Below are 22039 nucleotides of genomic sequence, written 5' to 3'. Positions count from 1 at the left end.
ACAATTTGAACCGCTTCAGTATACTGCCCAGAGTGGCATCTGATGCGGGGAGCACAACCCACTGGATGGTGTCGTATGCTGAAGATCACTGTACTGCTCTGGGCCGCGACAACGGCGACCGTAACGGACCTGCCCACAATCACCCTGCGCGCGGATGACACGCGGATCGATCAATCCTGCCGCATCGAGATCCCTGCGGGAGTCGTGCTGCAGGATGCAAACGGCGACGGTGTCCTGCATATTGTCGCGTCTGACATTGTGATCGAGTTTGCTCCCGGCGCCCACCTGCGCGGCGCCGCGCACGACGCCGATCCGGATGCCTACGAGGGCTTTGGTATCCGGATCGTCGACCAGCGGAATGTAACGATTCGCGGGGCGCGACTGAGCGGATTCCGGGCGGCCATCTGGGCGACTGCCGCCCCGGGGTTGGTCCTGGAAGACATCGACGCCTCCGATAGTCGCCGAGCGCGACTGTTTTCGGAACGGCTGATGGAGGCCGGGCAGGACTGGCTGCGGCCACACGACAACGACGACAACACCTGGCTGACTCGGTATGCCTCCGCCCTTTACATCGAGGACTCGGATGAGGTGATCGTCCGCCGGTGCCGCGTCTGGCACAGCCAGAACGCTCTCTGTCTGGACCGGGTGAATGGCGCCCGGATCTACGACAATGACTTCTCATTCAACTCGGGGTGGGGGCTCGCCTTGTGGCGGTCGAACCGCAACGTCATCTCGCGGAATGCGATCGATTTCTGCGTGCGGGGGTACAGCCACGGGGTGTACAACCGCGGGCAGGATTCGGCGGGGATCCTGGCGTTCGAACAGAACAGCGACAACATCATTGCGGAGAACTCGGTCACACACGGGGGCGACGGCTACTTCGGCTTCGCCGGGCGGGAAGCGATGGGGCAGGTCGATCCGCCGAGCACGGACTTCGATTACAAGCGGCGCGGCAACAATGACAATCTGCTGATCGCGAATGACTTCTCGTATGCCCCGGCGCACGGGATTGAACTGACGTTCTCGTTCGGGAATCGCTTCTTGAACAACCGCATTGTCGAGAACGCCATCTGCGGCGTATGGGGCGGCTACTCGCAGGATACGTTGATCGCCGGAAATACTTTCGAGCGGAACGGTGACATGGGTTACGGGCTGGAGCGCGGCGGTGTGAACATCGAGTTCGGTCGCGGCAACCGGATCATCGGCAACGTGTTTCGCGACAACTACTGCGGTGTCCATCTCTGGTGGGTGCGGCGCGGGCGTCCCATGTCCGGGCCGTGGATCACGGCGAATCTCACCGGCTCAGACGGCAACCTCATCGCGGGCAACACCTTCGAGCGTGACCGGCTGGTGTTCGACCTGCGCGGTGACGGCGAGGTGACGCTCGGTGCGAACAAGCTGGTAGAAATTGGAGAGCGCTTGCAGGCGACGCCTGAGACGCGCGTGCGAGAGGATGCCGAGGCGGCCCCACCGTCGTTCGAGGTCCCGGATTACCCGGTCTTCGGCACGACCCGTCCGGTGGGTGCGCGGCCGGAGCTGCGCGGGCGACAGAACATCATCATGACCGCGTGGGGGCCGTGGGACCACGTCTCACCGCTGGTGCGGCTGGCCGAAGATCGCGGCCGGGCGCACTTGTATGTATTGCACAACATCCCCGCCGACGCGCGTGTGACGGTCAGCCCGGAGAACCTGAAGGTGACGCGGGAGAGCGGATTGTCCGCAGACGGCATAGCGCCCGCGGGGACCATGGTGCGCGTGGAGTCCGCAACGGATGGTGTGTTTCCTTACACGCTGCGCGTAGCGGCAGGCGACCTGCGCATCGAGCAGCGGGCGACGCTCTTGGCGACGACGTGGCAGGTGGAGGTGTTGGCTTCCGCGGCGGACAGCGAGACCGATGCGAATTGGCGCGACGTCGCCGAGGGCTTCACGGTGCACCGCAGCGCGGTATCGCCGCTGGAGTTCGTGCGGGTGCTGCCGTCGGTCACGGACAACCCCGATCTGAACCTGCGGCAACGGCGTGCGGCGCATCGCTATGCCCTCGTGGCGCAGACCCGGCTGACGCTTGAGCCCGGTGCCTGGCGTTTCGAGGCCGTCAGCGACGAGCCGGTGCGCATTCGGGTGGACGGCGAGCTGGTGGTGAACAGTTGGGAACGACACTGGGGTCCGCGGCGTTCAACGGGTGTGCTGCAAGTCACGGAACAGCGCAGGGTGGAAGTCGTGGTCGAGCACTTCCAGCGCGAGCGCCTTGCGATCCTGTCGATCGGGGTCGTTCCGGAGGAGCAGTCCGTCGCAAAGGGGCAGGAGTAGCGGAGCGGATGGCAGGGGGGCTGGACTGAACCATAAAAAAACGAGAGGCCACCGAAGCGGCCTCTCGTGTTCAGTTCAGGTCGGTTGCCGGCCTACCAGCGGCGTCCGCCGCCACCGCCGCCGCCACCGCCGTAACCACCGCGGCTGCCGCCACCGGAGCGCCCACCGCCACCACTCTCCTTCGGCTTGGCCTCGTTGACGGTCAGGGAACGCCCCTCGTGCTGCTGGCCGTTCAGCGCGGAGATGGCCGCCTGGGCCTCCTCGCTGGAGCTCATCTCGACAAAGCCGAAGCCCTTGCTGCGGCCGCTGTCGCGGTCGGTGATGACCTGAGCCGACTCGACCTGGCCATGGGCGCCGAAGAGTTGCTCGAGATCCGAGCCCGTGACCGAGTAACCGAGGTTTCCGACATACAATTTCTTGCCCATGCACATTTCTCCTGTCATGGCGCTGCTGACCCGCATAGATTTCCGGGTCTTCCGAATCGGGCCTACAGTGGCCCTGAGGTAGGAGCAGGCGATAGTGGCAAGAAGGGGGAAGAGCTTTCTTGGGGGAAGCCGTTGTCTTTCAAGCCGGTCGTCAGATCCACCTAAGTAGTCAAGTGTACGCCTTATGGCGGCGAAAGCAAGGGGATTGTGGAGAATTTCGTGGTGCCTGCCGCGCACATTGTGCGCGTGCAGTGGGCGACCTGCTCACGCGCCCCCCTTTGGCGGGCCGAGCCCGCGCTGGCTACCGCACGTTGAAATAGCGCGCCTCCGGGTGATAAGAGATCATCGCGCTCGTTGATTGCTCCGGATCGAGCTGGAATTCCTCACTCAACGTGATGCCGATCCGCTCCGGCCGCAGCAGCTTCATCAGTAGTACCTGGTCCTCGAGCCGCGGACAGGCCGGGTACCCGAAACTGTAGCGACTACCCTGGTACCCTTGCTGAAACAGCTTGCCGAGATCGCGCGCGTCGTGCCCGGCGGCACCCAGTTCAATCCGCACCTGCTTGTGGATGTACTCGGCCAGTGCCTCGGCCAGTTCGACGCCGAGGCCATGCAGGAAGAGGTACTGCTGGTACTCGTTGCGCTCGAACCATTCACGCGCTACCTCGCTGACACGCTGGCCGGCCGTGACGATCGAGAAAGCCACCACATCCACCGAGCCGCCGCTCCGCGGTCGCCAGAAGTCGGAAAGACACCAGTAGGGTGCCTTCTGCTGACGTGGGAAGGTGAAGCGCCCCAGTTCCGGTCCGTGCAGTTCCGGGCGATCCAACTCGAGGGGCGGCGGCTCGTAAATCACGAGATCGTCGCCGTCGGAGTTGCACGGCCAGTAGCCGTAGACCGCCTGCGGTCGGAGAATCTCCTCGCGCTCGCAGCGTTCCACCAGGTTGCGGTAGATCGGCCGTATCTCGCGATCGACATACCGTTTCCAATCATCCGCAGCGCGGCGTTTCTTGCGGAAACCCCACTGGACCTGGAAGAGCATGGTTTCGTTGACGTAAGCGAGGGGGGCCTTGAGTGCGATGCGCTCCAGCACGCGCGCGCCCCAGAAGGGGGGCCGCGGCACCGGCAGCGTGTGACCCAGAACGGAACGGCGCGGCTCGGATACAGGGCGGCCGGTGTCCGCTGCCGCTTCCTCCGCAAGAACGGCGGCCCGTGCGGCGACCTCGGCCGCGGCGCGCTCGGCGGGATCGACCGGTTCGCTTTCGACCGGTGCCAGGCCGTAGCGCTGCTCAGCCAGCACCCGGATCTGCTGAGGGGTTGGAACGTCGACGGGCGCTCCATTTTCACCTCCGCCCGCTGAGACCCCCGGAACCTCGGCGGTGGCCACGATTTCGGCCATCAGGTTGAGGCCGTCGAAGGCATCCTTGGCGTAATACAGCGGACCGCGATAGACCCGCCGCAAGTCCTCCTCGACGTAACGCCGGTTGAGGGCGGCACCGCCCAGGATGACGGGCACCGTGATGCCATGCTCGTTGAGGACCAGCAGGTCTTCACGCATCACGACGGTTGACTTCACGAGCAGACCGCTCAACCCGATGGCGTCCGCGCGGTGCTCTTTCCAGGCCGTGATGATGTTGTTGATGGGTTGCTTGATCCCCAGGTTGTAGACCGTGTAACCGTTGTTCGTGAGCAGGATATCGACGAGGTTCTTGCCGATGTCGTGCACGTCGCCGCGGACGGTTGCGAGGACGATCTTGCCGCGCGAATCCCCGTCGACCCGCTCCATGTGCGGTTCGAGGTGTGCTACGGACGCCTTCATCGTTTCGGCGCTTTTGAGCACGAAGGGGAGCTGCATCTGTCCGGATGCGAAAAGCTCACCGACGACCTTCATGCCGGGCAGCAGGAACTCGTTGATGATGTAGAGGGGCTGGTACTTCTGAAGGGCCTCATCCAGATCGGCACCGCAGCCCTGTTTGACGCCGTCGATGATGCGCTGCTTGAGGCGCTCTTCGACCGGCAGGCCGGCAATGGGTGCGCGTTCGGCGACCTCCTCGCCTTCGGCGAAAAGCCCGATGAAGCGCTCCAGCGGATCCCCGTTATCGCGCCGGTCGTAGACCAGGTCGAGGGCCGCCTGCCACCGCTCGGCGCTGATCTGGTTGCGCGGCATGATCTTGCCGGCGTGCACGATCGCAGCCGTCAGGCCGCGGCGGCACGCTTCCGCGAGAAACACCGAGTTTAGCACGACGCGCGCTGCGGGTGCCAGGCCGAAGCTGACGTTGCTCACGCCGAGGATCGACTGGCAGCGGGGGAACTTGGCCATGATGCGCTCGATGCCCTCGAGTGTCTCGAGCGCGAGCCGGCGATCCTCCACATTACCCGTCGTGATCGGAAAGGTGAGGCAGTCGAAAAAGATGTCCTCCTCTGCAATCCCGTACCGGGTCGTCAGCAGGTGGTGCAGCCGGCTCGCGATCTCCACTTTGCGAGCGGCCGTCTTCCCCATCGCTTCGACCGGGTCCTCGTCGATCGTGAGCGCCACGACGGCCGCGCCGTACTGCCGCAACAGTTTGCAGATGCGGGCAACCTTCTGCTCCCCGTCTTCCAGATTGACGGAGTTGACAATGCATTTGCCGCCGGCGAGCTTCAGCCCGGCCTCGAGCACCTCCGGCTCGGTGCTGTCGAGCATGAGCGGAGCGTTCACATCACTGCCGTACTTGTCGATCACGCGCTGCATATCGGGCACGCCGTCGCGGCCGACATAATCTACGCAGACGTCGAGGACGTGGGCGCCTTCGCGCAACTGCTCCTGCGCCAGCTCGACCAGCGCATCGACGTCGCCTTCCACCAGCAGGCGTTTGAACTTTCGTGAGCCGTTGGTATTGCAACGTTCACCGACGATCAGGAAGCTCGCCTCCTGCCGCAGCGGTACAGCGGAATAGAGACTTGTCACCGCGGGCTCGCGATCCAGAGTCCGGGCGCGTGGCCGGGCATCGCGCAGGGCTTCCGCCAACGCGCGGATGTGCGCCGGTGTCGTTCCGCAGCAGCCGCCGACAATGTTCACCCCGTCGGTGTGGACGAACTCAACCAGCCACCGCACCATCTCGGACGGGGTGAGCGGGAAGTGCGGCCGGCCGTCCACGACCTGCGGTAACCCGGCATTGGGCAGTACGCTCAGCCGGCGGCTGCAGGACCGCCCGAGATAACGTACGTGGGCACTCATCTCCTGCGGGCCGGTCGCACAATTGAGGCCGATGACGTCGACTTCCGGAAACGCTTCGAGCGTCGTGACGGCGGCCGCGATGTCCGTCCCCATCAGCATGGTGCCGGTGGTTTCCATCGTGACCTGCGCCATGAGTGGCAGGCGCCGGCCGGTCTCCTCAAAGACGGCGCGGGCGGCCTGGATCGCCACTTTCGTCTGGAGAATGTCCTGACAGGTTTCGATGAGCAGGAGGTCTGCGCCGCCGTCGATCAGACCGCGCATCTGTTCGTGATAGCTCGCCAGCAGGGTGTCGTAGTCGATCTGGCGAAGGGAAATCAGCCGTGTCCCTGGTCCGACGGAGCCGGCCACGAAGCGTGGCCGGTCCGGTGTGCGAAAGGCGTCACAAGCCCGCCGGGCGATGCGGGCGGCCTGAACGTTCAGCTCATAGGTACGTTCGGCCAGGTCGAACTCGGCCAGCACGATGCGGTTGGCGCCGAAGGTGTCCGTCTCGACCACATCCGCGCCGGCTTCGAGGTAGCTGCGGTGAATCTGCTCGATGCAGTCCGGCCGGGTTTCGACGAGGATCTCGGTGCAGTTCTCCAACCCGCGGTAGTCGGACAGGGGCAGATCGAGAGCGTGGATGCTGGTACCCATGGCGCCGTCGAAAATGACGATACGCTGGTCCAGCAGGGCGAGAAACTCGTGGTGCGGATCTTTCACGCGGGATGGCTCCCAAAGGGTGGTCGGTTTGCACAGGGGCTGGGGCGGCACTGTCCATGGTTTCCCAGCGCCCGGCGGCAAACTGCGGGCGAGGGGCTTGCGGCCCGATTCAGGAAGTCTATTATAGTGGGTTTGCAAAACCTGATGCAATCCAACGCCCAACCTGCCGTCTGGTGGAGGCCCGACCCCATGACGACCGAGACCGTCGATCTGGCTGCCTTCTTCGATCAGCCCAACCTCGATTCCGCGGCGATTGACCACTACGCGGACGCTGCTCACGTATCGTTCCAACAGCGGGAGCGATTTGAAACCCTCGTCACGGAATACGGGGTGCGGGTCGAACAACAGCAGGGGGATCCCCTCCGGCTGGCACTCGGCCTCGTGATCCTCGGCAAGTTCGGCCGAGCGCTGGAGGTCTTCGCGACTACGCCGGCCTCGCGGGAGCGCGATTTCTACGCTGCACACGCCTGTACCGCCGTCGGCCGCTGGGACGCCGCCATCGAACACTTCCGCCAGGCGGCTCGCCAAGGGCATGAAGCCCTCGCTATCGACCTCCAAATTGCGGAGGTGTTGGTGCAGGCCGGCCGGCTCGACGAGGCGGCCAAGCTGATCGAGAAGCATGCCCATGCCGGGCAGGACCGGGCAGACTGGTACGTGGCGAGCGGCTTCCTCGCCGAAGCCCGTGGCGAGCGGGAAGCGGCCTTGGGGGCGTATGAGCGGGGCCTGACACTTGCACCGGATGATCCGGCGGTCTTCTTCCGCGCGGCCCGGGTGTATGACCTGTGCGGCGAGGATGCGAAAGCCCTGCAGTTGTACGACCGTCTCACGCGCCGCCCGCGTACCCACATCAATGCGCTGCTCAACGCCGCCGTGATCTACGAGGATCTCGGGCGTTACGAGGAGGCGGTGCACTGCCTTCGTCGCGTGATCCGGGCCTATCCGAACCACACGCGGGCGCGGCTGTACCTGAAGGATGTCGAGAGCTGCATCGAGATGGTGATCGACGACGCGGTCGAGCGTCGTGATGACGTTCGCACGCGCCTGCTTGATACGCCCTTGAGCGAGTTTGAACTTTCCGTGCGGGCGCGGAACTGTCTCAAGAAGATGAACATCCGGACGGTGGCCGAACTTGTTCAGCACAGCGAAGCCGAGTTGTTGGCGTACAAGAATTTCGGGGAAACCTCGCTGACCGAGATCAAGGCCCTGCTGACGAAGAAGGGGCTGCGCCTCGGCCAGCAACCGGATGAGGTCATTTCGCCGGATTTGGTACCCGAACCGGAGCCCGAGCCGGTTGTGCCCCTGCCGCCTGGGCAGGCCGCGGTCTTACAGAAGCCCGTTTCCGAGTTGGAGCTTTCGGTCCGGGCGCGGCGTTGTCTGCAGCGGTTGAACATCCAGACGCTCGGTGACCTGGTGACATTCTCTGAGCAGGAATTGCTCGCCACCCGGAACTTCGGCGTGACGTCGCTGAACGAAATCCGCGCCCGGATCGCCGATTTTGGGCTCGATCTCGCGACGAAGCGGCCGGAATAGCGGCGGCATTCATCCGGGGGCCGGCCGTGCGGGTTGCGGTCCGCGGGACCGGGTGGTAGCGAAGGCGGCCCGTGCGCGACGGCTTCTCGTTCACTCTCACCCACACCTGCGGAGCGGCCCGAGCCGGGCTGCTGCGCACGCCGCACGGCGAAGTAGCCACCCCCGCGTTCATGCCGGTTGGCACGCGGGCAACCGTGAAAGGGCTCACGCCGGCGCAGCTCGCTGACACCGGCACGCACATCGTGCTCGCGAATACATATCACTTGATGTTGCGGCCGGGGGCCGAGGTGGTGGCGGAACTGGGCGGGCTGCATCGGCTCATGGGGTGGGACGGCGTCATCCTGACGGACAGCGGGGGTTTTCAGGTCTTCTCATTGGCCGATTTGCGGCAGATCGACGACGACGGTGTGCGGTTCCGCTCGCACATCGACGGGACCTGGGTGCATTTGACCCCTGAACGTGCCATGCAGGTGCAGAACCAACTGGGCGCCGACATCATCATGGCGTTTGACGAATGCCCGCCGCTGCCGGCCGCTGCCGCGGGATTGCGGGCGGCGGTCGAGCGCACGGTCGGGTGGGCGGTGCGCTGCCGGACTGCGCATGGTCGGCCGGACCAGGCCTTGTACGGCATTGTGCAGGGTGGCCTGGAGGTCCCGCTGCGGCGCGAATGTCTTGAGCGCCTGGTCACGCTCGGCTTCGACGGCTATGCGCTGGGTGGGCTTTCGGTGGGTGAGCCCCCGCCCGCGATGCACGCACTCCTGGCTGAGTTCGCCCACGAACTACCGGCCGACCGGCCGCGTTATCTGATGGGTGTCGGTACGCCGCGCGACCTGGTCGTGGCGGTTGCGGCCGGCATCGACCAGTTTGATTGCGTGCTGCCTACGCGAAACGGGCGGAAGGGATACGCGTTCACGAGCGTCGGTCCGGTTCGGCTGCGCAACCAGGTGCATCGCAACTCGTCCGAGCCGCTGGACCCGGCTTGTGCGTGCTATTGCTGTCAGCGGTTCACGCGGGGCTATCTGCGGCACCTCGTAATGGCGGGTGAGGTGCTTGGAGGGACGCTCGTTTCACTGCATAATATCGCATTCTACCAGTCGCTGATGCGGGCCCTGCGCGCCGCGATCGTAGCCGGCGCGCTGCCCGAGTGGCAGCGGGCCTTTGCGGCAGGTCCGCTCGGAGCCGAGATAAAGGAAGACGAATGATCGCCTGGTTTACGATGCTCGCTCAGTCCGACACCGGCTCCGCCCAGCCGGGCGCCAGCGGGACGGACATGTTCCTGCGCATGTATCTGCCGCTGATCCTGATCTTCGTAGTGTTCTGGTGGATCATGGCGCGGGGCAAGAGCAAGGAGCGTCAGCGTTACGAGGCGATGCTCAATGCGCTGAAGCGCAACGACAAGGTGCAGACCATCAGCGGGATCATCGGGACGGTCGTGGAAGTGCGCGACAGCGAAGTGGTACTCAAGGTCGACGAGACGACCAACACCAAGATGCGTTTCAACCGCTATGCGATCAAGGAAGTGATCGGCGAATCGGCGGGTGAAACCGGCCGCTGAGGCCACCGCGCGCCGGGAGCTCTGCTTGAATCCGCTCGCGCAGTATCTCGACCCTGCCCTTGTCCAGCAGATCGGCCGGCTCGACCTCCAGGCCCGCTGCATCGTCGAGGGCTTCCTCGCCGGGTTGCATAGCTCGCCGCTGACGGGCTTCTCCGTCGAGTTCAGCGAGCACCGCCGCTATGTGCAGGGGGACGATCCACGGCTGATCGATTGGCGCGTCTTCGGCCGTACCGATCGCCTCTTCGTCCGCACCTATCGGGCGGAAACACACCTTGCCTGCCACTTGTTGGTGGATGTGTCCGCGAGCATGGGCTACGTCGGTCCGCTCGGACCGCAGGCCCGCTCCTCTGGTCCGCGGGCGGTGTCCGCCTGGCCGCAGCCGCCTGCGAAACTGATGTACGCGAGTCAGCTTGCCGCCGCGCTCGGCTACCTCGTGACGCGCCAGCAGGATGCCGTCGGCCTGGCCCTGCTGGGTGAAGGTCTGCAGCGCTTCATCCCGGCCCGGACGCGCAGCGGCCACCTGGGCCGGCTGCTGGCCGCGCTGAGCGCGGTGGTCCCACGGGGCACGACCGGACTGGCCGGTGGTGTGCATGCCGCTCTGGAGCAGATTCCGCACCGCGGTCTGGTGGTGGTGCTCAGTGACCTGCTGACCGAGCCGGAAGCGGTGCTTGCCGCGCTGCACCATGTGCGTTTTCGCGGCCACGACCTGATCGTGATGCATGTGCTCGATGCCGCGGAGACGCAGTTCCCCTTCGAGGGTACGCTGCGGCTCGAGGATCCCGAGACCGGACAAACGCTGATCGCTTCGGGTGAGGCCGTCCGCGCCCGTTACTGCGCTGCCGTGAAGGAGTGGCGCACGGAGTTGCGCGCTCGAGTTCACGCCCTGCGCGCGGATTATGTGCCGCTCGACACGGCGATGCCGTTCGACCGGGCGCTCGTCGAATTTCTCCAGCAGCGCAGTCGTAGACTCTGACGGCCTTGCCGCCGTCGGTGTCACCCGCGCTTAGTCCGGGAGACGGAACCGGGGACCTCCGGCGCGCTCGCGACCGTCATCCGGCGCCAGACGCACGCGCAACTCCATGGGACCGGACTGGGGGTTGAACGTGACGCTTTCCGCGTCGAGTGCCAGGGCGTCGGCACCCTCCAGCCCAGCCACTCGCCGACCCGCGACGCGGACGAACAGGCGGATGCGTTCGGGCGGCTGCCGGGTCGGGGGCACGAGCCGGACCCGGCAGGTGTCGCCGTCGCGCTGCCATCGCACGGAAACTTCGCCGAAGGCGGTCGGGGCGCGCTCGATCGTCACGGGTTCCGTGGTCGCGAGCCAGCCCTGCGGCAGCGCCGGACCGAGGTGCAGTTCGGTGCCGCGCTCGCGTACCAGCATCATGCGCAACAGGCGGAGTTGCTGCGTTCCTGAGTAGAGGTGCGGCATCGTGGGTGTCGGCTTACCGGTGGTGATCTGAGTGACCTCCACCCCGGCGTAGGTCTCACGACTCATGCCGTGCGCCAGTGTGCCATACCATCCCAGCAGAACACGGCGCACGTCGCCACGGTCGAGGCAGTGCAACCAGTAACCGTAGGTGTACGCATGGTCGATGCCTTCGTCGAACTCGCACATCCCGAGGATCAACCCGCCGTGCCGCTCGAGCGCGTTCGCCACCAGGCGTGCCCGCGGATCCTCGGCCGGCAGAAACTCCGTCTCGAGCAGCATTGCCGCGACAAGCCCGTAGTAACCGCCGGCGCGATAGCCAGTGCTTTTCAGAATACGCTGCGTGTCGGGTTCCATCGGCAGCCACAGATGGCCGTCGTGCTCCACGACCGCGGCCTGCATCGATGCGAGGATGTCCTGACGGTAGCGGGCCGCTTCCGCCGTCGCGGTAGCGGCCAGCTCGGTGTTCCCCGCCGCTTGCAGCAGCGCTGCGCCGTGCTCCAGGCCGACGCAGCAGTACGCATTGGCGTAGTAGTTGTACGTTTCGTCCGCATAGTCCGCGTAGGGTCGATAGCGGATCAGGCCCCGTACCAGTGGAAGGGCTGCCTCCGCGGAAGTCGGCCGGCGGGCCTGCTGAATCCAGGCGCACATGCGTGCGACGTCGGGCGCGACGCTCCGTGCCCACTCTACATCGCCGGTCAGGCGAAAGTGCTCGTGCAGTGCGAGCAGCAGCGCGCCGTGATCCGGCAAACCGTAGCGCACCGCGAACAGTCCGTCCGGCCGGATGCGACTGACGAGACCGCGCAGGTAGCGTCGGGCGTCATCGTGCCGCCCCCAGAGGTCGAGCGCGTGGCAGTACAGCGCCGCGCTGTAGCCGAAGGGCTCCTCATAGAAACCTGAACCGTCGTGCGGCGTCGGTCGTCCGTCGATGGTGTCCACGATCAGGGCGTTGTAGATCAGCCAGGACCGGTGCGCCGCGTTCACGCGTGCTTCGGGCGTCACCAACCACAGACCCGCTGACAGCCATTGCGGCCAGAATTTCTCGGCCTCGGCGAGCCGTGCGGCATACGCATCGGGCGTAATCCATTCGATAGGGCTCAAGAGGGGGCTGGGGATCCGGGCGGCGAGTGTGGTGGTGGCGCCGGGCTGGAGGGTGATCTGCACCGGATCAGTCGCGAAGCCGAGGTCCGCGGGGCGCGTCGCGACGCGCGCCTCGCTCGCGGAGGCCGCTGTGCCGAGGTGGGTAATCTCCCAGCGCACGAGTGCGGCCAACGGAGCGTCGATCGAGAACCCCTCCGACAAGCCGAACGCGGTCTGCCGCACCTCGAAGTCGCCTGCCCGGCCGGTGGATATGACGACCGGCAGGTACTTCCCGTGCAGGTGTTTGCTCTCCGGCGTGGTGTACAGCCGATCCGGCGGTGTGCCGAGTTCGAGAAACGCCGTGCGACCGGTTTGCTCCCAAAGGTCGCTTTCATCGGCGAGCTGAATCGTGCCGTCGTATTCGATCCCGATCTCGAAACGGTGCTCGGGTACACCGGAGGATTCGCGTGGTTCGCGGATCGGTCCGAACAAAGCTGCGACGGCGGCAAAGTCCGGTTCCGCATCGCGCGCGAGGAGCGCGGCTCCGAGCGGATCGGCGCTCTGCTCCGCTTGTGCGCGGCGTTCGGAAGCAAGGATCTTCTGGTGTGTCGGCGGTGTGGCGCTGACGCTCACGCGGCAAATCCACGACTCCGCGAAAACCCCGCGTTCCCCGTAGTCCGCGTTGAGATGGGGCTGATCGGTGCCCGTGCCGTACCCCTTGCCAACGATGAGCAACTCCGGTGGTCCTTGCAGGGTCGCCGGGCGGTCGATGAGCAGCAGGAGGCGTGGGTCCGCGTCACCGCGGTCAGGGGCGGCGAGGAAGCGGAGGCCGTCCTCGGCGAGCTCAATGGCGACGTGGTGCCAGGAGTCGTACGGGCAACGCTCCAGGTCGAACTCCTGCCGTTGGCCGTGCGTGGTCACACAGGCGTAATAGCGCCCATCCCCGCGTGTGATTACGGCGAGCTGGCACCAGTCACCCGGCCCCCAGTAGAGGAACAGAGCGTTCGCCCAACTGATCCCATTGCCAGGCTTCAGCACGGCCGCCGCCCGGATCAGGTCACACCCCAGGGGCCGCTGGAGGTGGGCGTAGGTGTTCTCCGCGGCGTGAATGCGGACCATGCCGTCCACGAGGGTCAAGCTGTTTCCATCTGACACATCGGTGCGCCACGCGGGCGCCAGGGTGTCGCCGTCGAACTCATCGAGCAGCGGTAGCGGGATGGGCGTGGCGGCATCAGGCATGACTTGCCCGGTGACCAGGAAGAATGACAACAGAGTCCACGTGAACATGCGTTATCCTTGGGCAGGGCTGTGCCAGTGCACAGCGAACCGGTCCCCGTTGATCCGTGTTGGCGGCAAGGTGCGGGCAGGGCATCATGGGAGCTTGCGACGGCACGGCGCCGTTACTCGTGGCGCAGCGCATCCACGGGATCCAGGCGGCTCGCCTTGAATGCCGGGTACAGTCCGCTGACGACGCCGACGATCGTCGCGGTGGCGAGCGAGGCGATGATCACGGTCGAGTTCACCTCGGTCTTGAAGTCGAGCAGTTTCAGCACGCTTTGCATGATGTCAGCGAACATCCAGCCCAGCAGCAGGCCCAGCCCGCCGCCGAGCAGACTGATCACCAGCGCTTCGATCAGAAACTGAAGCAGGATATCACTGCGGCGCGCGCCCACCGCCATGCGTACACCAATTTCGCGCGTCCGCTCGGTCACGGAAACCAGCATGATGTTCATGATGCCGATGCCGCCGACGAGCAGACTGATACCGGCGATGCTGTAGAACACGACGCGCAGAATCAACATCACCTGGGTGATGTTCTGCAGCGCTTCCTCCTGGTTCAGGATGCGGAAGTCGTCCGCCTGCCCCGGGCGGATGCCGTGCGACCGGCGCAGCGAGCGCTGCACGTTCTTCTGCATCTCCGCCAGCCGCTCCGAATCGGACACGGCGATCGTCAGTCGGTTCAGCCATGGGCGGTTGAAGAAGCGCCGCAGGCCGGCCTCGATCGGGATAAAGACCGTCTGGTCGGCGTTGAGGAAACCGAGACTGCCGCGGCGCTCCATGACACCGATGATGCGGTAGCTCACGTTGCCCACGCGAATCGTCTGCCCCACCGCATCCGCGCCGCCAAATAGTTTTTCCGCCACCTTGGAGCCGAGCAGGGCCACCGTGGCGTCCGGATTGGTGACCTCGCTCGGGGCGAAGATGCGCCCGCCGGTCTGGGGCTTGTATTCGTGGATCTCGAAGTAGGCGGCCGACGTTGCGAGGACCGTCGCCTCTTCCGTCTTCTGGAAGTACCGCACCGTGGCTGCGCCGATCGCCTCCGGTGCAACACGGTCGAGGTCCTCACCCAATTCGCGCAGCAAATGGTCGATGTCGCTCATCTGCAGCGTCTGCGCCATTCCGGCCGATTGACCGCCCACCTGCACCTGTTCGGGAAATACGAACAGCACATTGGCGCCCAGCGAGCGAAAGCGGCTGAAGATGTCCTTGGACGCACCCTCCAGGATGGACATGGCCGCGACCACGGACGAGACGCCGATCAGTACCCCGAGCGTGGCCAGGAGCGAGCGCAGGAAGTGCGAATCGAGACTCCGCAGCGACGTCATGACGAGGCGCAGGTAGAACATGCGTTCCTAAGGCCGGGTTTTCCCGCGGTGCCTCCCGGTCGCGCCGCGCCAGCCCCCCAGCAGCGCGAGCCCGGCGAGCAGTTCGAGTCCGAGCATGCCGCACAGCGGCAGGGCGGGGAACAACGGGGTCGGTGGCTCGAACGCCGGGGCCCCCTGGGGGGCGCCGCGCTCCGCTTCAATTGCGTTCACGACGCGGGCCGCGCCGTCGCGATCCATCGCGCCTTCGAGCACTTGCATGACCGCTTCCAGCGGTAACCCGACGATCGCAACGACGCCGGCGCCGCCCGGTTGGTTCGTCAGGCGCGCGGTGACGGTCGCTTTCAGGCGGAAGGGCGTGCCCACCGTCGCGGTATAGTTGTAGTTCAACGCGATACGCGGAAACACGAACACGCGCAGTACGCCCAGGCGGGCGTCGAAACCGGCCAGGTTGAGGTCGAACACACCACTCGTCGGCATGCGCCCGGTGGCGGTGATGCTGACGCCGCGGTTGGGCTGCCCCGTCACCCGGTAGGCGCCCTGAAAGACGGTCTCGCTCGCCTGCCCGTCCTGTTCCTTCTCGATCTGCACGTCGAATACGATCTCGGCGCCCGTCAGGTCGCCCACGTGCGTGTCACCGAAAACGGCGAACGCGCCATCGAGGTACAATCGTCCGGTGGCGCGGGCGCTTGTGCCCACGGGGGCCAGCCCGAGCTCACCGAAGTTGTGCACGATCGCGCGCGTCTCAACAAGGGTGGCCTCTCCGACGTAGTTCACATCCTCTTCGAGACTGTTGAGTGCGATGCTCAATGCGAATTCGGCTGGGTTGCCGCTTGCGAAAGTCGTCGGATCGGCAAACTGCGCTGCCACCGCCGCCGCCGTGACCGCCTCCAGGTTCAGTTCACGCAAAGCGCGTTGCACCGGCAGCGGGCTCTCGGGAAAGCTGCCCGCCTCGCTGAGCGTGCGTTCCGTGACGCCGGCGGCGACGCGCTCCAGGCGCACAGCGACCGCCCCCGAGACGCTGACCAACTCCGCGGCGGCCGGTGCGCCGATCAGCAGCGCCAGCAGCAGGGCGTGCGGAAATCGCTGTGTCGGCCGGGCGGCCGACCGACGGGTGGTGGGCGGATTCCACGGGAACATCGCAGTTCTCCTTCGGCGCGGGCTGTGCGGAGCGGCGCTCGGCCCGCTGACCCCGCCAAAGGATAGGCCCGCCACGCTGCCCAAACAAGCGGTCCGATACCTGCTCCGGGCGACCCCCGCGCCGGCCGGGAAGTTTGGATGGTTTACCCCCGACCCGGCTCTGGCTCGCCCTTTCCGTCACCGCGCCCGCGGCTATACTTCCGGGCATCATGCACGCGTTTCTAGCTCTCCTGCAGCAATACCAGTATTTCGCGCTGCTTGCCTTTGCCGCGGCCGTGTTTCTTACGCCCGTTGCGATGCGGTTGGCGCAACGCTACGGGGTGCTCGATATCCCCGACCAGGTGCTCAAGCCGCATGCCCGGCCGACGCCCTATCTCGGGGGGACGGCCATCGCCGCGGCTTGGGCGCTGACGCTGACGGCCGCCATGCTGGCCGGGGTGGTGGCGGACTGGCACCGGTTGTTGCCGATCCTGCTGGGCGGGCTGGCGATGTCCGTCCTCGGCCTGGTGGACGATGTACGGCAGGTCTCGCCGAAGATCCGGCTGCTGGTGGGGACGGTCATCGTGCTGGTTACGATCCTCGCGAGCCAGGCCGGTGTGCGCGTCGCGGAGGCCCTGTTACATGGGGCGCGGACGGTGACCGGGTGGGAGTGGCTCGTCGTGCCGGAACTGGTCGGCGTGGTGCTGTCGGTGGCGTTCGGCGTATTCATCGTGCTGGGAGCGTGTAACTCCGCCAACCTGATCGACGGACTGGATGGGCTGTGCAGCGGGGTGACCAGCATCATTGCCCTCGGCTTTTTCCTGTTGGCGTCGCACCTGGCGGTGTGGGAGTACAGCGCCACGGGGGACCCGCTGCGGCTCATCCTGGCCACCGCGATGTTCGGCGCCGCGCTCGGCTTTCTTCCGTGGAATTTCAACCCGGCGAAGATCTTCATGGGGGATGCGGGCAGTGTCCTGCTGGGCTTCAACTGCGGCATGCTGATGCTGCTCTTCGCCGAGCGCCCGGGTGTGCTGCGCTGGTTCCTGGGCGCGCTGGTGATCTTCGCGCTGCCGGTCTTCGACACGGCCCTGGCGATGTTCCGCCGCTGGCGGGCGGGGCGCTCGATCTTCGAGGGGGACCGCAGCCATTTCTACGACCAGCTTGTGCAACGCGGGCTCAGTGTGCGGCAGACAGTCCTGGTGTGCTACGCGCTCGCGATTTTCTTCGCGGCCTGCGGCCTGCTGGCGATCTGGATGCACGGTGGTGCGCCGGGCGAGGCGGGCCCCGTGATCCGCACGCGCTACCTGGTGTTGCTGTATGTTGGGCTGGCGGTCGTGTCGGCGACCGCGGCCTGGCGGGCTGGGCTCACGAACCCCGAGGAGCGTAAGGGGCGGCGCGCGGACGAGTCCCAGTCCTAGCCCGGGTGGAGGCGTGGCGGTGGCAGTCCGCCGATCGTCCCGGCCTGCTCGAACAGCCAGGCCGACGCCCGGCCGCCCTGCGACCCGCCCAGGCCCGCGAGGTCCAGGCCCCAGGACAGCGCCCGCAGCGGCTCGTCCGGCTCGGCCGCCAGGATGTCGAACTCCAGCAGCATCCGCCACCCCGACCAGAGGAACCGGCGATCCAGCGACGGAGTACCCGCCCAGCCGCTCGCCTGCTCGTCCCACGGCGTCACGGTCTTCCGCACCCGCCGCCAGGATGAATCATACCCGAAATCCACCTGGCTCATCCCGGCCGCCTCCGTGCCCGCGATCGGCCGGGCCGCCACGAGGCGGTTCTCGGCATCCCAAGGAACTGCAACCGGTCGCCGCGGCCGCCACCTCATCGTTTCACCCACCTCGGCTCGCTTGCGGAACCACACAAATGCTATCCAGTGGATGCCGGAATCATGCTCTGGAGGTCCTCTGCGAACATCAATAGAGCATGTCGGACAACCAACACGCCCGTGAAGGAGGCGCGAAAGCCCGATCCAAGCGCTTCTGCGAGAGGTCCTCCGCGACTCGAGGGGAATGCTGGCCAAACTACATCTGCCTGAATCTCGAACCACTCTCGCGTGCCGGGGACGCCCCGCACGCGCACGATCACCGCTCCTTCGGCATCGGACAGACATGCTTCGCCTACCAGTGCGCGCGCTAATGCCGCAGACTGTCGCCTGAACTCTGAGACCGTCTCGTCGGTTGCATGGAACTCGAGGGCGATCGCGCCAGGCATAGGGCACCGAATCTCCGCGCGCACGCGCACGATAAGATCGTCGCGCATTACCCTCTCGATTGCGAAATCCAGCTTTGCCGGTGCGTCAGAGTATTCACCGTGTAGTTCAATCGACATGGGCATCTCCGAGGCCGACTCAAGGCGGGGGTGGCTGTTCATAAGCTTTGCCCATTCCCGTGCGATGTGCCTTAATGCACATGGTACCACTTCGAATAGTGTGGCAGCAATTGCAGCATGAGATCGTATACATGCGCGCCACACTCGCTTCCGGATATCCGCGCACGGTGATAAAATTGACCCAGCAGTAGTACACGGTACCTGACGATCCCAGACGTGCGCAGAGAGTTGATGGACCTCCGGGGCGGCAGTTTGCGCTGATCGGACGGCTCTTTTGCGCCTCCTGTGCGGCTTTCAGAAGCACGACGGGCTCCGGCGTGCTGTGGCCCGTGCAGTACGGCCACGAAGGGTGTCTGCTCTTGCATAGCACACGGCAGCACCGGCGCGCCGCTTCTCGTGCAGCGGACTTCGTAGCCTCCACAGCCGCTTGTGCCGCCGCCCTTAGGGCATCGTCAATTGCCTGCCGACATGGAGGCGATGCCAGACATGCGGCTAGGGTGAGCCCGAATGATGCGGCGACGGCTTGGGCCGTTGTCAATGCCGCACCGCCAACAATCACAACCGGCACTGCTCGTCCGTCCGGATCATACAGCCCCGCAGGGCCGTTCAGGGCATATACAAAGAGATGAAGCCCCCCCTCCTCCTCAATCGGATCCCTCGTCAGCCACCGCCCCATGCTCGCGGAGTACGGCCGGAAGAGCCAATTTCCCAGCCCCGTTTCATCGTCCCACTGCTTCGTGCTGAAGCGCCAGGCGTTGTCGGCGGCGTAGTCGCCCTGGGCCTTGGTCACGCCGCCGTAGGGGTCGTACTCGTAGCGGGCGGCGAGCGCGGCCCCGGGCTGCTGGGCATCGTGCGACCAGTCCACCACCTGCCCCACGTTGCCCAGCGCATCGTACAGGTAGACGTAGTCCACCGGATCGGCCGGCGACGGCCCGCCGCTCAGGTCGTACTGCCGCACGGCCAGCAGCCCGCCGATCGTGCCCGCAGATTCGAGCGAGTTCACGGCGCCGTTCAGACCCGCGAGGTCCAGGCCCCAAGTGAAACTCCGCAGCACGGCTTCCCCGCCGCTCGCCGGCACGTCCGTCTCCAGCAGCATGCGCCAGCCGGACCAGAGGAACTTGCGGTCCAGCGCCGGCGCGCTCGCCCAGTCGCTCGTCTGCGCGTCCCACGGCGTCACGGTCTTCCGCACCCGCCGCCAGGACGAATCATACCCGAAATCCACCCGGCTCATCCCGGCCGCCTCCGTGCCCTCGATCGGGCGCACCGTCACGAGCCGGTTCTCGCCGTCCCAGTCGTAGGCGACCGAGGGACCGGTCCAGCCGGCGGCCGTACCGTAGCCGGTGATGTCGGACACCGTGACCACGCCGTCGCCGTTGAATGCGCGGGTGCCTGCAAGGCGTACGTGGCGGTGTCACGGAGGCACCTGGTGCCCTGGACGGTTAGCATTATGTTGCCGCTCTTGGTCGTGACGCCGCAGCGCGATCGTGTCAAGCACTTTCTGCGCAGCACGCGAGACTTCCGCATCAGCTGATCTCGTCGCTTGCTCAAGGAACGTAATCGCCTTCGCGCGATGAGTTTCGATCTCAGCGAGTACGCTTGCTGCCTCCACTGCGTGGCGATCGGCTGCTCCAAGCCGCGCCACCAGATGATCCAACGCTCCGTCCTCCTCTCTCAGTGACCAGATCTCCATGCCTGCGAATACTCTTACCCATGCGTGTTCACCGGCTGCCGCGACAAGAAGCTCCTCGACTGCTTCGCTTAGCAGCCCCATGCGCGCCTGCTGCTTCCCCAGCGTAAGCCGCGCGGCTGGATGCTCAGACTGCTCCAACAAACAGACCATCCTGTCGCGGTAGCGCTGACTCAGATCAGCATCTTGTTCGCCCAGAAGATAATCCCATACCAACCATTCCGTGAAGTCGATCTCATCCACGTGATCACACACGTACTCTAGGTACTCGCTACTTTCGAGAAGCAACAGTATGTAACCAATGGTCTGCCGGCGTTGTAACTCCCGCGTGCTACGGAGAATGCCGACGAGATTCTCGCGCGACGAAGCAAAATCCTGTGCCCGGAGACGCGCATTCACGGGGTGGGTGGCGAATCGGCCGCCAATATCACTTACGCTGATTAGAGTTGTCATACGCAACTCGGAATCAAGCGGGTCGCGTGCCTCACACCCACCGCCGCAGCCCGTGCACCAAAGGGCCGCGACACAAGCGAGAGCAAGTACTGACCAATTGTAGTCTCGCGTCGTCATGGACAATCCTCGCAACATGCGTTGAGTATCTGCGCATTGAGTCCATCCGGGCGTTGCCCAGTTAGGAAGACATTCTCGACTTCGCTTGAGACTGTTGTCGCTTGACCCTCTGCCGACAGAGTAGCCGTACCAATCACATTCCAGAAAGTAGTTCTCCGTTTGCAGTCGACGGTGAATGTCATACGAGCGTTTGATGTGTAGCGGAGGTCGAATGGGATGATACTGTAGAGCTCGTTGACGAAATCCCAGAACCCGCGAGGAGCGCGCCCCATATCTGTTGACACAACGCCGTCGATTGTTCCGATTACGTAGCCGCGTTTTCGTATCAGGTCATCGCGCGTGTTGCACGCAGTTACGATGTCACTGCCGCGAAGCAGCTTTCGGTAGCCCTCAAAGACCGTCTTTCCAACCCATCCAATCCAAACGCCCATGATCTGATTCTGGATGAGATGCTGCGCTGCCTTGAGTCGGTAACCCGCCATTTGCTCCGGTGTGTATCGCCCCTGAGCGATGTTGGCGCGGAACGCATCCTTGGACACCCATTTGCCCGTCAGGACGTCGCGAATCTTGCTGCCGCGACCGCTCGGATCGATCACAAACCACCGGCGACCGTCCGTATCGACGTAGAGCGTAACCTCGTTGCTGAGAAATGCGTACAGATTCAGGCCGCCAGCTTCTTCAATTGGATCCTCGCTCATCCACCTCCCGATCACGGCGTCGTAGTACCGGAATCCCCAGTACCCCAGCCCCGTCTCATCGTCCCACTGCTTCGTGCTGAAGCGCCAGGCGTTCTCGGACGCATACGGACCTTCGGCCTTCGTCACGCCGCCGTAGGGGTCGTACTCGTAGCGGGCTGCGAGCGCGGCGCCGGGCTGCTGGGCATCGTGCGACCAGTCCACCACCTGCCCGACGTTGCCCAGCGCGTCGTACAGGTAGACGTAATCCACCGGATCGGCCGGCGACGGCCCGCCGCTAACGTCGTACTTGCACACGGCAAGCAGCCCGCCGATCGTCCCGGCCTGCTCGAACAGCCCGGCCGATGCCCGGCCACCCTGCGACCCGCGCAGGCCCGCGAGGTCCAGGCCCCAGGACAGCGCCCGCAGGGGCTCGTCCGGCTCGGCCGCCAGGATGTCGAACTCCAGCAGCATCCGCCACCCCGACCAGAGGAACCGGCGATCCAGCGACGGAGCACCCGCCCAGTCGCTCGCCTGCTCGTCCCACGGCGTCACGGTCTTCCGCACCCGCCGCCAACCCGAATCATACCCGAAATCCACCCGGCTCAACCCGGCCGCCTCCGTGCCCGCGACCGGCCGTCAATCACCCGCTGATCCTTCCGACCGTTTTGCAGAATGAGCGGGAAGGACTATGCTACTCCCCAAACCACGGCCGGGCGTGCCGGGCGGTGCCTTGTGCGGTCGGCCCGGCTTCCGGGTAGCATACACCGTTTCGACGCCGGCCGGCGGACCCTGTGCCGACGGATCCGGCGCCCCGGACAT

Annotated in this window: 16 protein-coding genes; 6 read left to right on the top strand and 10 right to left on the bottom strand. The window is 65.5% G+C overall.

What is annotated here, in order from left to right; translation table 11 throughout:
* Positions 1-75 precede the first annotated feature (75 nt).
* Positions 76-2307 carry a right-handed parallel beta-helix repeat-containing protein gene (locus IPM18_02380; GenBank protein MBK9118435.1) on the top strand — a complete coding sequence of 744 codons (2232 nt, stop codon included), beginning with the start codon at positions 76-78 and terminating at the stop codon, positions 2305-2307.
* Positions 2308-2399: 92 nt separating this feature from the next.
* Here IPM18_02380 and IPM18_02375 read toward each other — a convergent pair whose 3' ends face one another.
* Positions 2400-2732: an RNA-binding protein gene (locus IPM18_02375; GenBank protein ID MBK9118434.1), complete on the bottom strand. Its 333-nt coding sequence runs from the start codon at positions 2730-2732 to the stop codon at positions 2400-2402.
* Between the two features lie 301 nt (positions 2733-3033).
* Positions 3034-7182 (bottom strand): methionine synthase, encoded by a 4149-nt coding sequence (metH, locus tag IPM18_02370; protein MBK9118433.1) that lies wholly within the window; start codon positions 7180-7182, stop codon positions 3034-3036.
* Positions 7183-7221: 39 nt separating this feature from the next.
* Here metH and IPM18_02365 point away from each other — a divergent pair, with 39 nt between their 5' ends.
* The 4 genes from IPM18_02365 (at position 7222) to IPM18_02350 (ending at position 10706) form a co-directional block, all read left to right on the top strand.
* Positions 7222-8178 carry a tetratricopeptide repeat protein gene (locus IPM18_02365; protein ID MBK9118432.1) on the top strand — a complete coding sequence of 319 codons (957 nt, stop codon included), beginning with the start codon at positions 7222-7224 and terminating at the stop codon, positions 8176-8178.
* Between the two features lie 71 nt (positions 8179-8249).
* Complete coding sequence (tgt, locus tag IPM18_02360; protein ID MBK9118431.1) at positions 8250-9380, top strand: tRNA guanosine(34) transglycosylase Tgt; 1131 nt, start codon at positions 8250-8252, stop codon at positions 9378-9380.
* Entirely contained in the window at positions 9377-9733 is a 357-nt protein-coding gene (gene yajC / locus IPM18_02355) for a preprotein translocase subunit YajC (protein ID MBK9118430.1), read from the top strand. The genes tgt and yajC overlap by 4 nt, the downstream gene beginning before the upstream one ends.
* A gap of 25 nt (positions 9734-9758) precedes the next feature.
* On the top strand, positions 9759-10706 hold the full coding sequence (locus IPM18_02350) for a DUF58 domain-containing protein (protein ID MBK9118429.1): 948 nt from the start codon (positions 9759-9761) through the stop codon (positions 10704-10706).
* 30 nt (positions 10707-10736) lie between these two features.
* Here IPM18_02350 and IPM18_02345 read toward each other — a convergent pair whose 3' ends face one another.
* The 3 genes from IPM18_02345 to IPM18_02335 all read right to left on the bottom strand — a co-directional run bounded on the left by IPM18_02345 (position 10737) and on the right by IPM18_02335 (position 15982).
* A complete protein-coding gene (locus tag IPM18_02345) occupies positions 10737-13526 on the bottom strand; it encodes a hypothetical protein (GenBank protein ID MBK9118428.1) in 2790 nt (929 codons plus the stop codon).
* Between the two features lie 113 nt (positions 13527-13639).
* Entirely contained in the window at positions 13640-14866 is a 1227-nt protein-coding gene (locus IPM18_02340; GenBank protein MBK9118427.1) for an ABC transporter permease, read from the bottom strand.
* Positions 14867-14872: 6 nt separating this feature from the next.
* Positions 14873-15982 carry a hypothetical protein gene (locus tag IPM18_02335; protein MBK9118426.1) on the bottom strand — a complete coding sequence of 370 codons (1110 nt, stop codon included), beginning with the start codon at positions 15980-15982 and terminating at the stop codon, positions 14873-14875.
* 209 nt (positions 15983-16191) lie between these two features.
* Between IPM18_02335 and IPM18_02330 the strand changes: the two genes are divergently transcribed.
* A complete protein-coding gene (locus IPM18_02330; GenBank protein ID MBK9118425.1) occupies positions 16192-17379 on the top strand; it encodes an undecaprenyl/decaprenyl-phosphate alpha-N-acetylglucosaminyl 1-phosphate transferase in 1188 nt (395 codons plus the stop codon).
* Here IPM18_02330 and IPM18_02325 read toward each other — a convergent pair.
* The 5 genes from IPM18_02325 to IPM18_02305 all read right to left on the bottom strand — a co-directional run bounded on the left by IPM18_02325 (position 17376) and on the right by IPM18_02305 (position 21826).
* Complete coding sequence (locus IPM18_02325; GenBank protein MBK9118424.1) at positions 17376-17783, bottom strand: hypothetical protein; 408 nt, start codon at positions 17781-17783, stop codon at positions 17376-17378. The genes IPM18_02330 and IPM18_02325 overlap by 4 nt on opposite strands.
* 41 nt (positions 17784-17824) lie before the next feature.
* The gene (locus IPM18_02320; GenBank protein MBK9118423.1) at positions 17825-18286 is read right to left on the bottom strand and encodes a hypothetical protein; all 462 of its coding nucleotides are present in this window, start codon (positions 18284-18286) and stop codon (positions 17825-17827) included.
* A gap of 19 nt (positions 18287-18305) precedes the next feature.
* Positions 18306-19640, bottom strand: coding sequence for an RHS repeat-associated core domain-containing protein (locus IPM18_02315; GenBank protein MBK9118422.1), 1335 nt, complete (start codon positions 19638-19640; stop codon positions 18306-18308).
* 57 nt (positions 19641-19697) lie between these two features.
* Positions 19698-20426 (bottom strand): hypothetical protein, encoded by a 729-nt coding sequence (locus IPM18_02310; protein MBK9118421.1) that lies wholly within the window; start codon positions 20424-20426, stop codon positions 19698-19700.
* A gap of 113 nt (positions 20427-20539) precedes the next feature.
* The gene (locus tag IPM18_02305) at positions 20540-21826 is read right to left on the bottom strand and encodes an RHS repeat-associated core domain-containing protein (protein ID MBK9118420.1); all 1287 of its coding nucleotides are present in this window, start codon (positions 21824-21826) and stop codon (positions 20540-20542) included.
* Between the last annotated feature and the right edge of the window lie 213 nt (positions 21827-22039).

It is taken from the genome of Phycisphaerales bacterium (assembly GCA_016716475.1).
In the GTDB taxonomy this organism is placed as follows: Bacteria; Planctomycetota; Phycisphaerae; order UBA1845; family Fen-1342; genus JADJWG01.
Note: the sequence above shows the minus strand (reverse complement) of the source record. Positions and strands in the feature narration are given on the sequence as shown.

What these genes read in the sequence shown, in the direction of transcription:
- IPM18_02380 (MBK9118435.1), top strand. Translation starts at nt 76, where the DNA reads ATGCTGAAGATCACTGTACTGCTCTGGGCCGCGACAACGGCGACCGTA.
- IPM18_02375 (MBK9118434.1), bottom strand. Translation starts at nt 2,732, where the DNA reads ATGGGCAAGAAATTGTATGTCGGAAACCTCGGTTACTCGGTCACGGGC.
- metH (MBK9118433.1), bottom strand. Translation starts at nt 7,182, where the DNA reads ATGCCCTTGGCGAGCCGCCTGGCGGAAGTGTTCGATGGCGGCGTCCCA.
- yajC (MBK9118430.1), top strand. Translation starts at nt 9,377, where the DNA reads ATGATCGCCTGGTTTACGATGCTCGCTCAGTCCGACACCGGCTCCGCC.
- IPM18_02345 (MBK9118428.1), bottom strand. Translation starts at nt 13,526, where the DNA reads ATGTTCACGTGGACTCTGTTGTCATTCTTCCTGGTCACCGGGCAAGTC.
- IPM18_02340 (MBK9118427.1), bottom strand. Translation starts at nt 14,866, where the DNA reads ATGTTCTACCTGCGCCTCGTCATGACGTCGCTGCGGAGTCTCGATTCG.
- IPM18_02335 (MBK9118426.1), bottom strand. Translation starts at nt 15,982, where the DNA reads ATGTTCCCGTGGAATCCGCCCACCACCCGTCGGTCGGCCGCCCGGCCG.
- IPM18_02330 (MBK9118425.1), top strand. Translation starts at nt 16,192, where the DNA reads ATGCACGCGTTTCTAGCTCTCCTGCAGCAATACCAGTATTTCGCGCTG.
- IPM18_02325 (MBK9118424.1), bottom strand. Translation starts at nt 17,783, where the DNA reads ATGAGGTGGCGGCCGCGGCGACCGGTTGCAGTTCCTTGGGATGCCGAG.
- IPM18_02320 (MBK9118423.1), bottom strand. Translation starts at nt 18,286, where the DNA reads ATGTCGATTGAACTACACGGTGAATACTCTGACGCACCGGCAAAGCTG.
- IPM18_02310 (MBK9118421.1), bottom strand. Translation starts at nt 20,426, where the DNA reads ATGACAACTCTAATCAGCGTAAGTGATATTGGCGGCCGATTCGCCACC.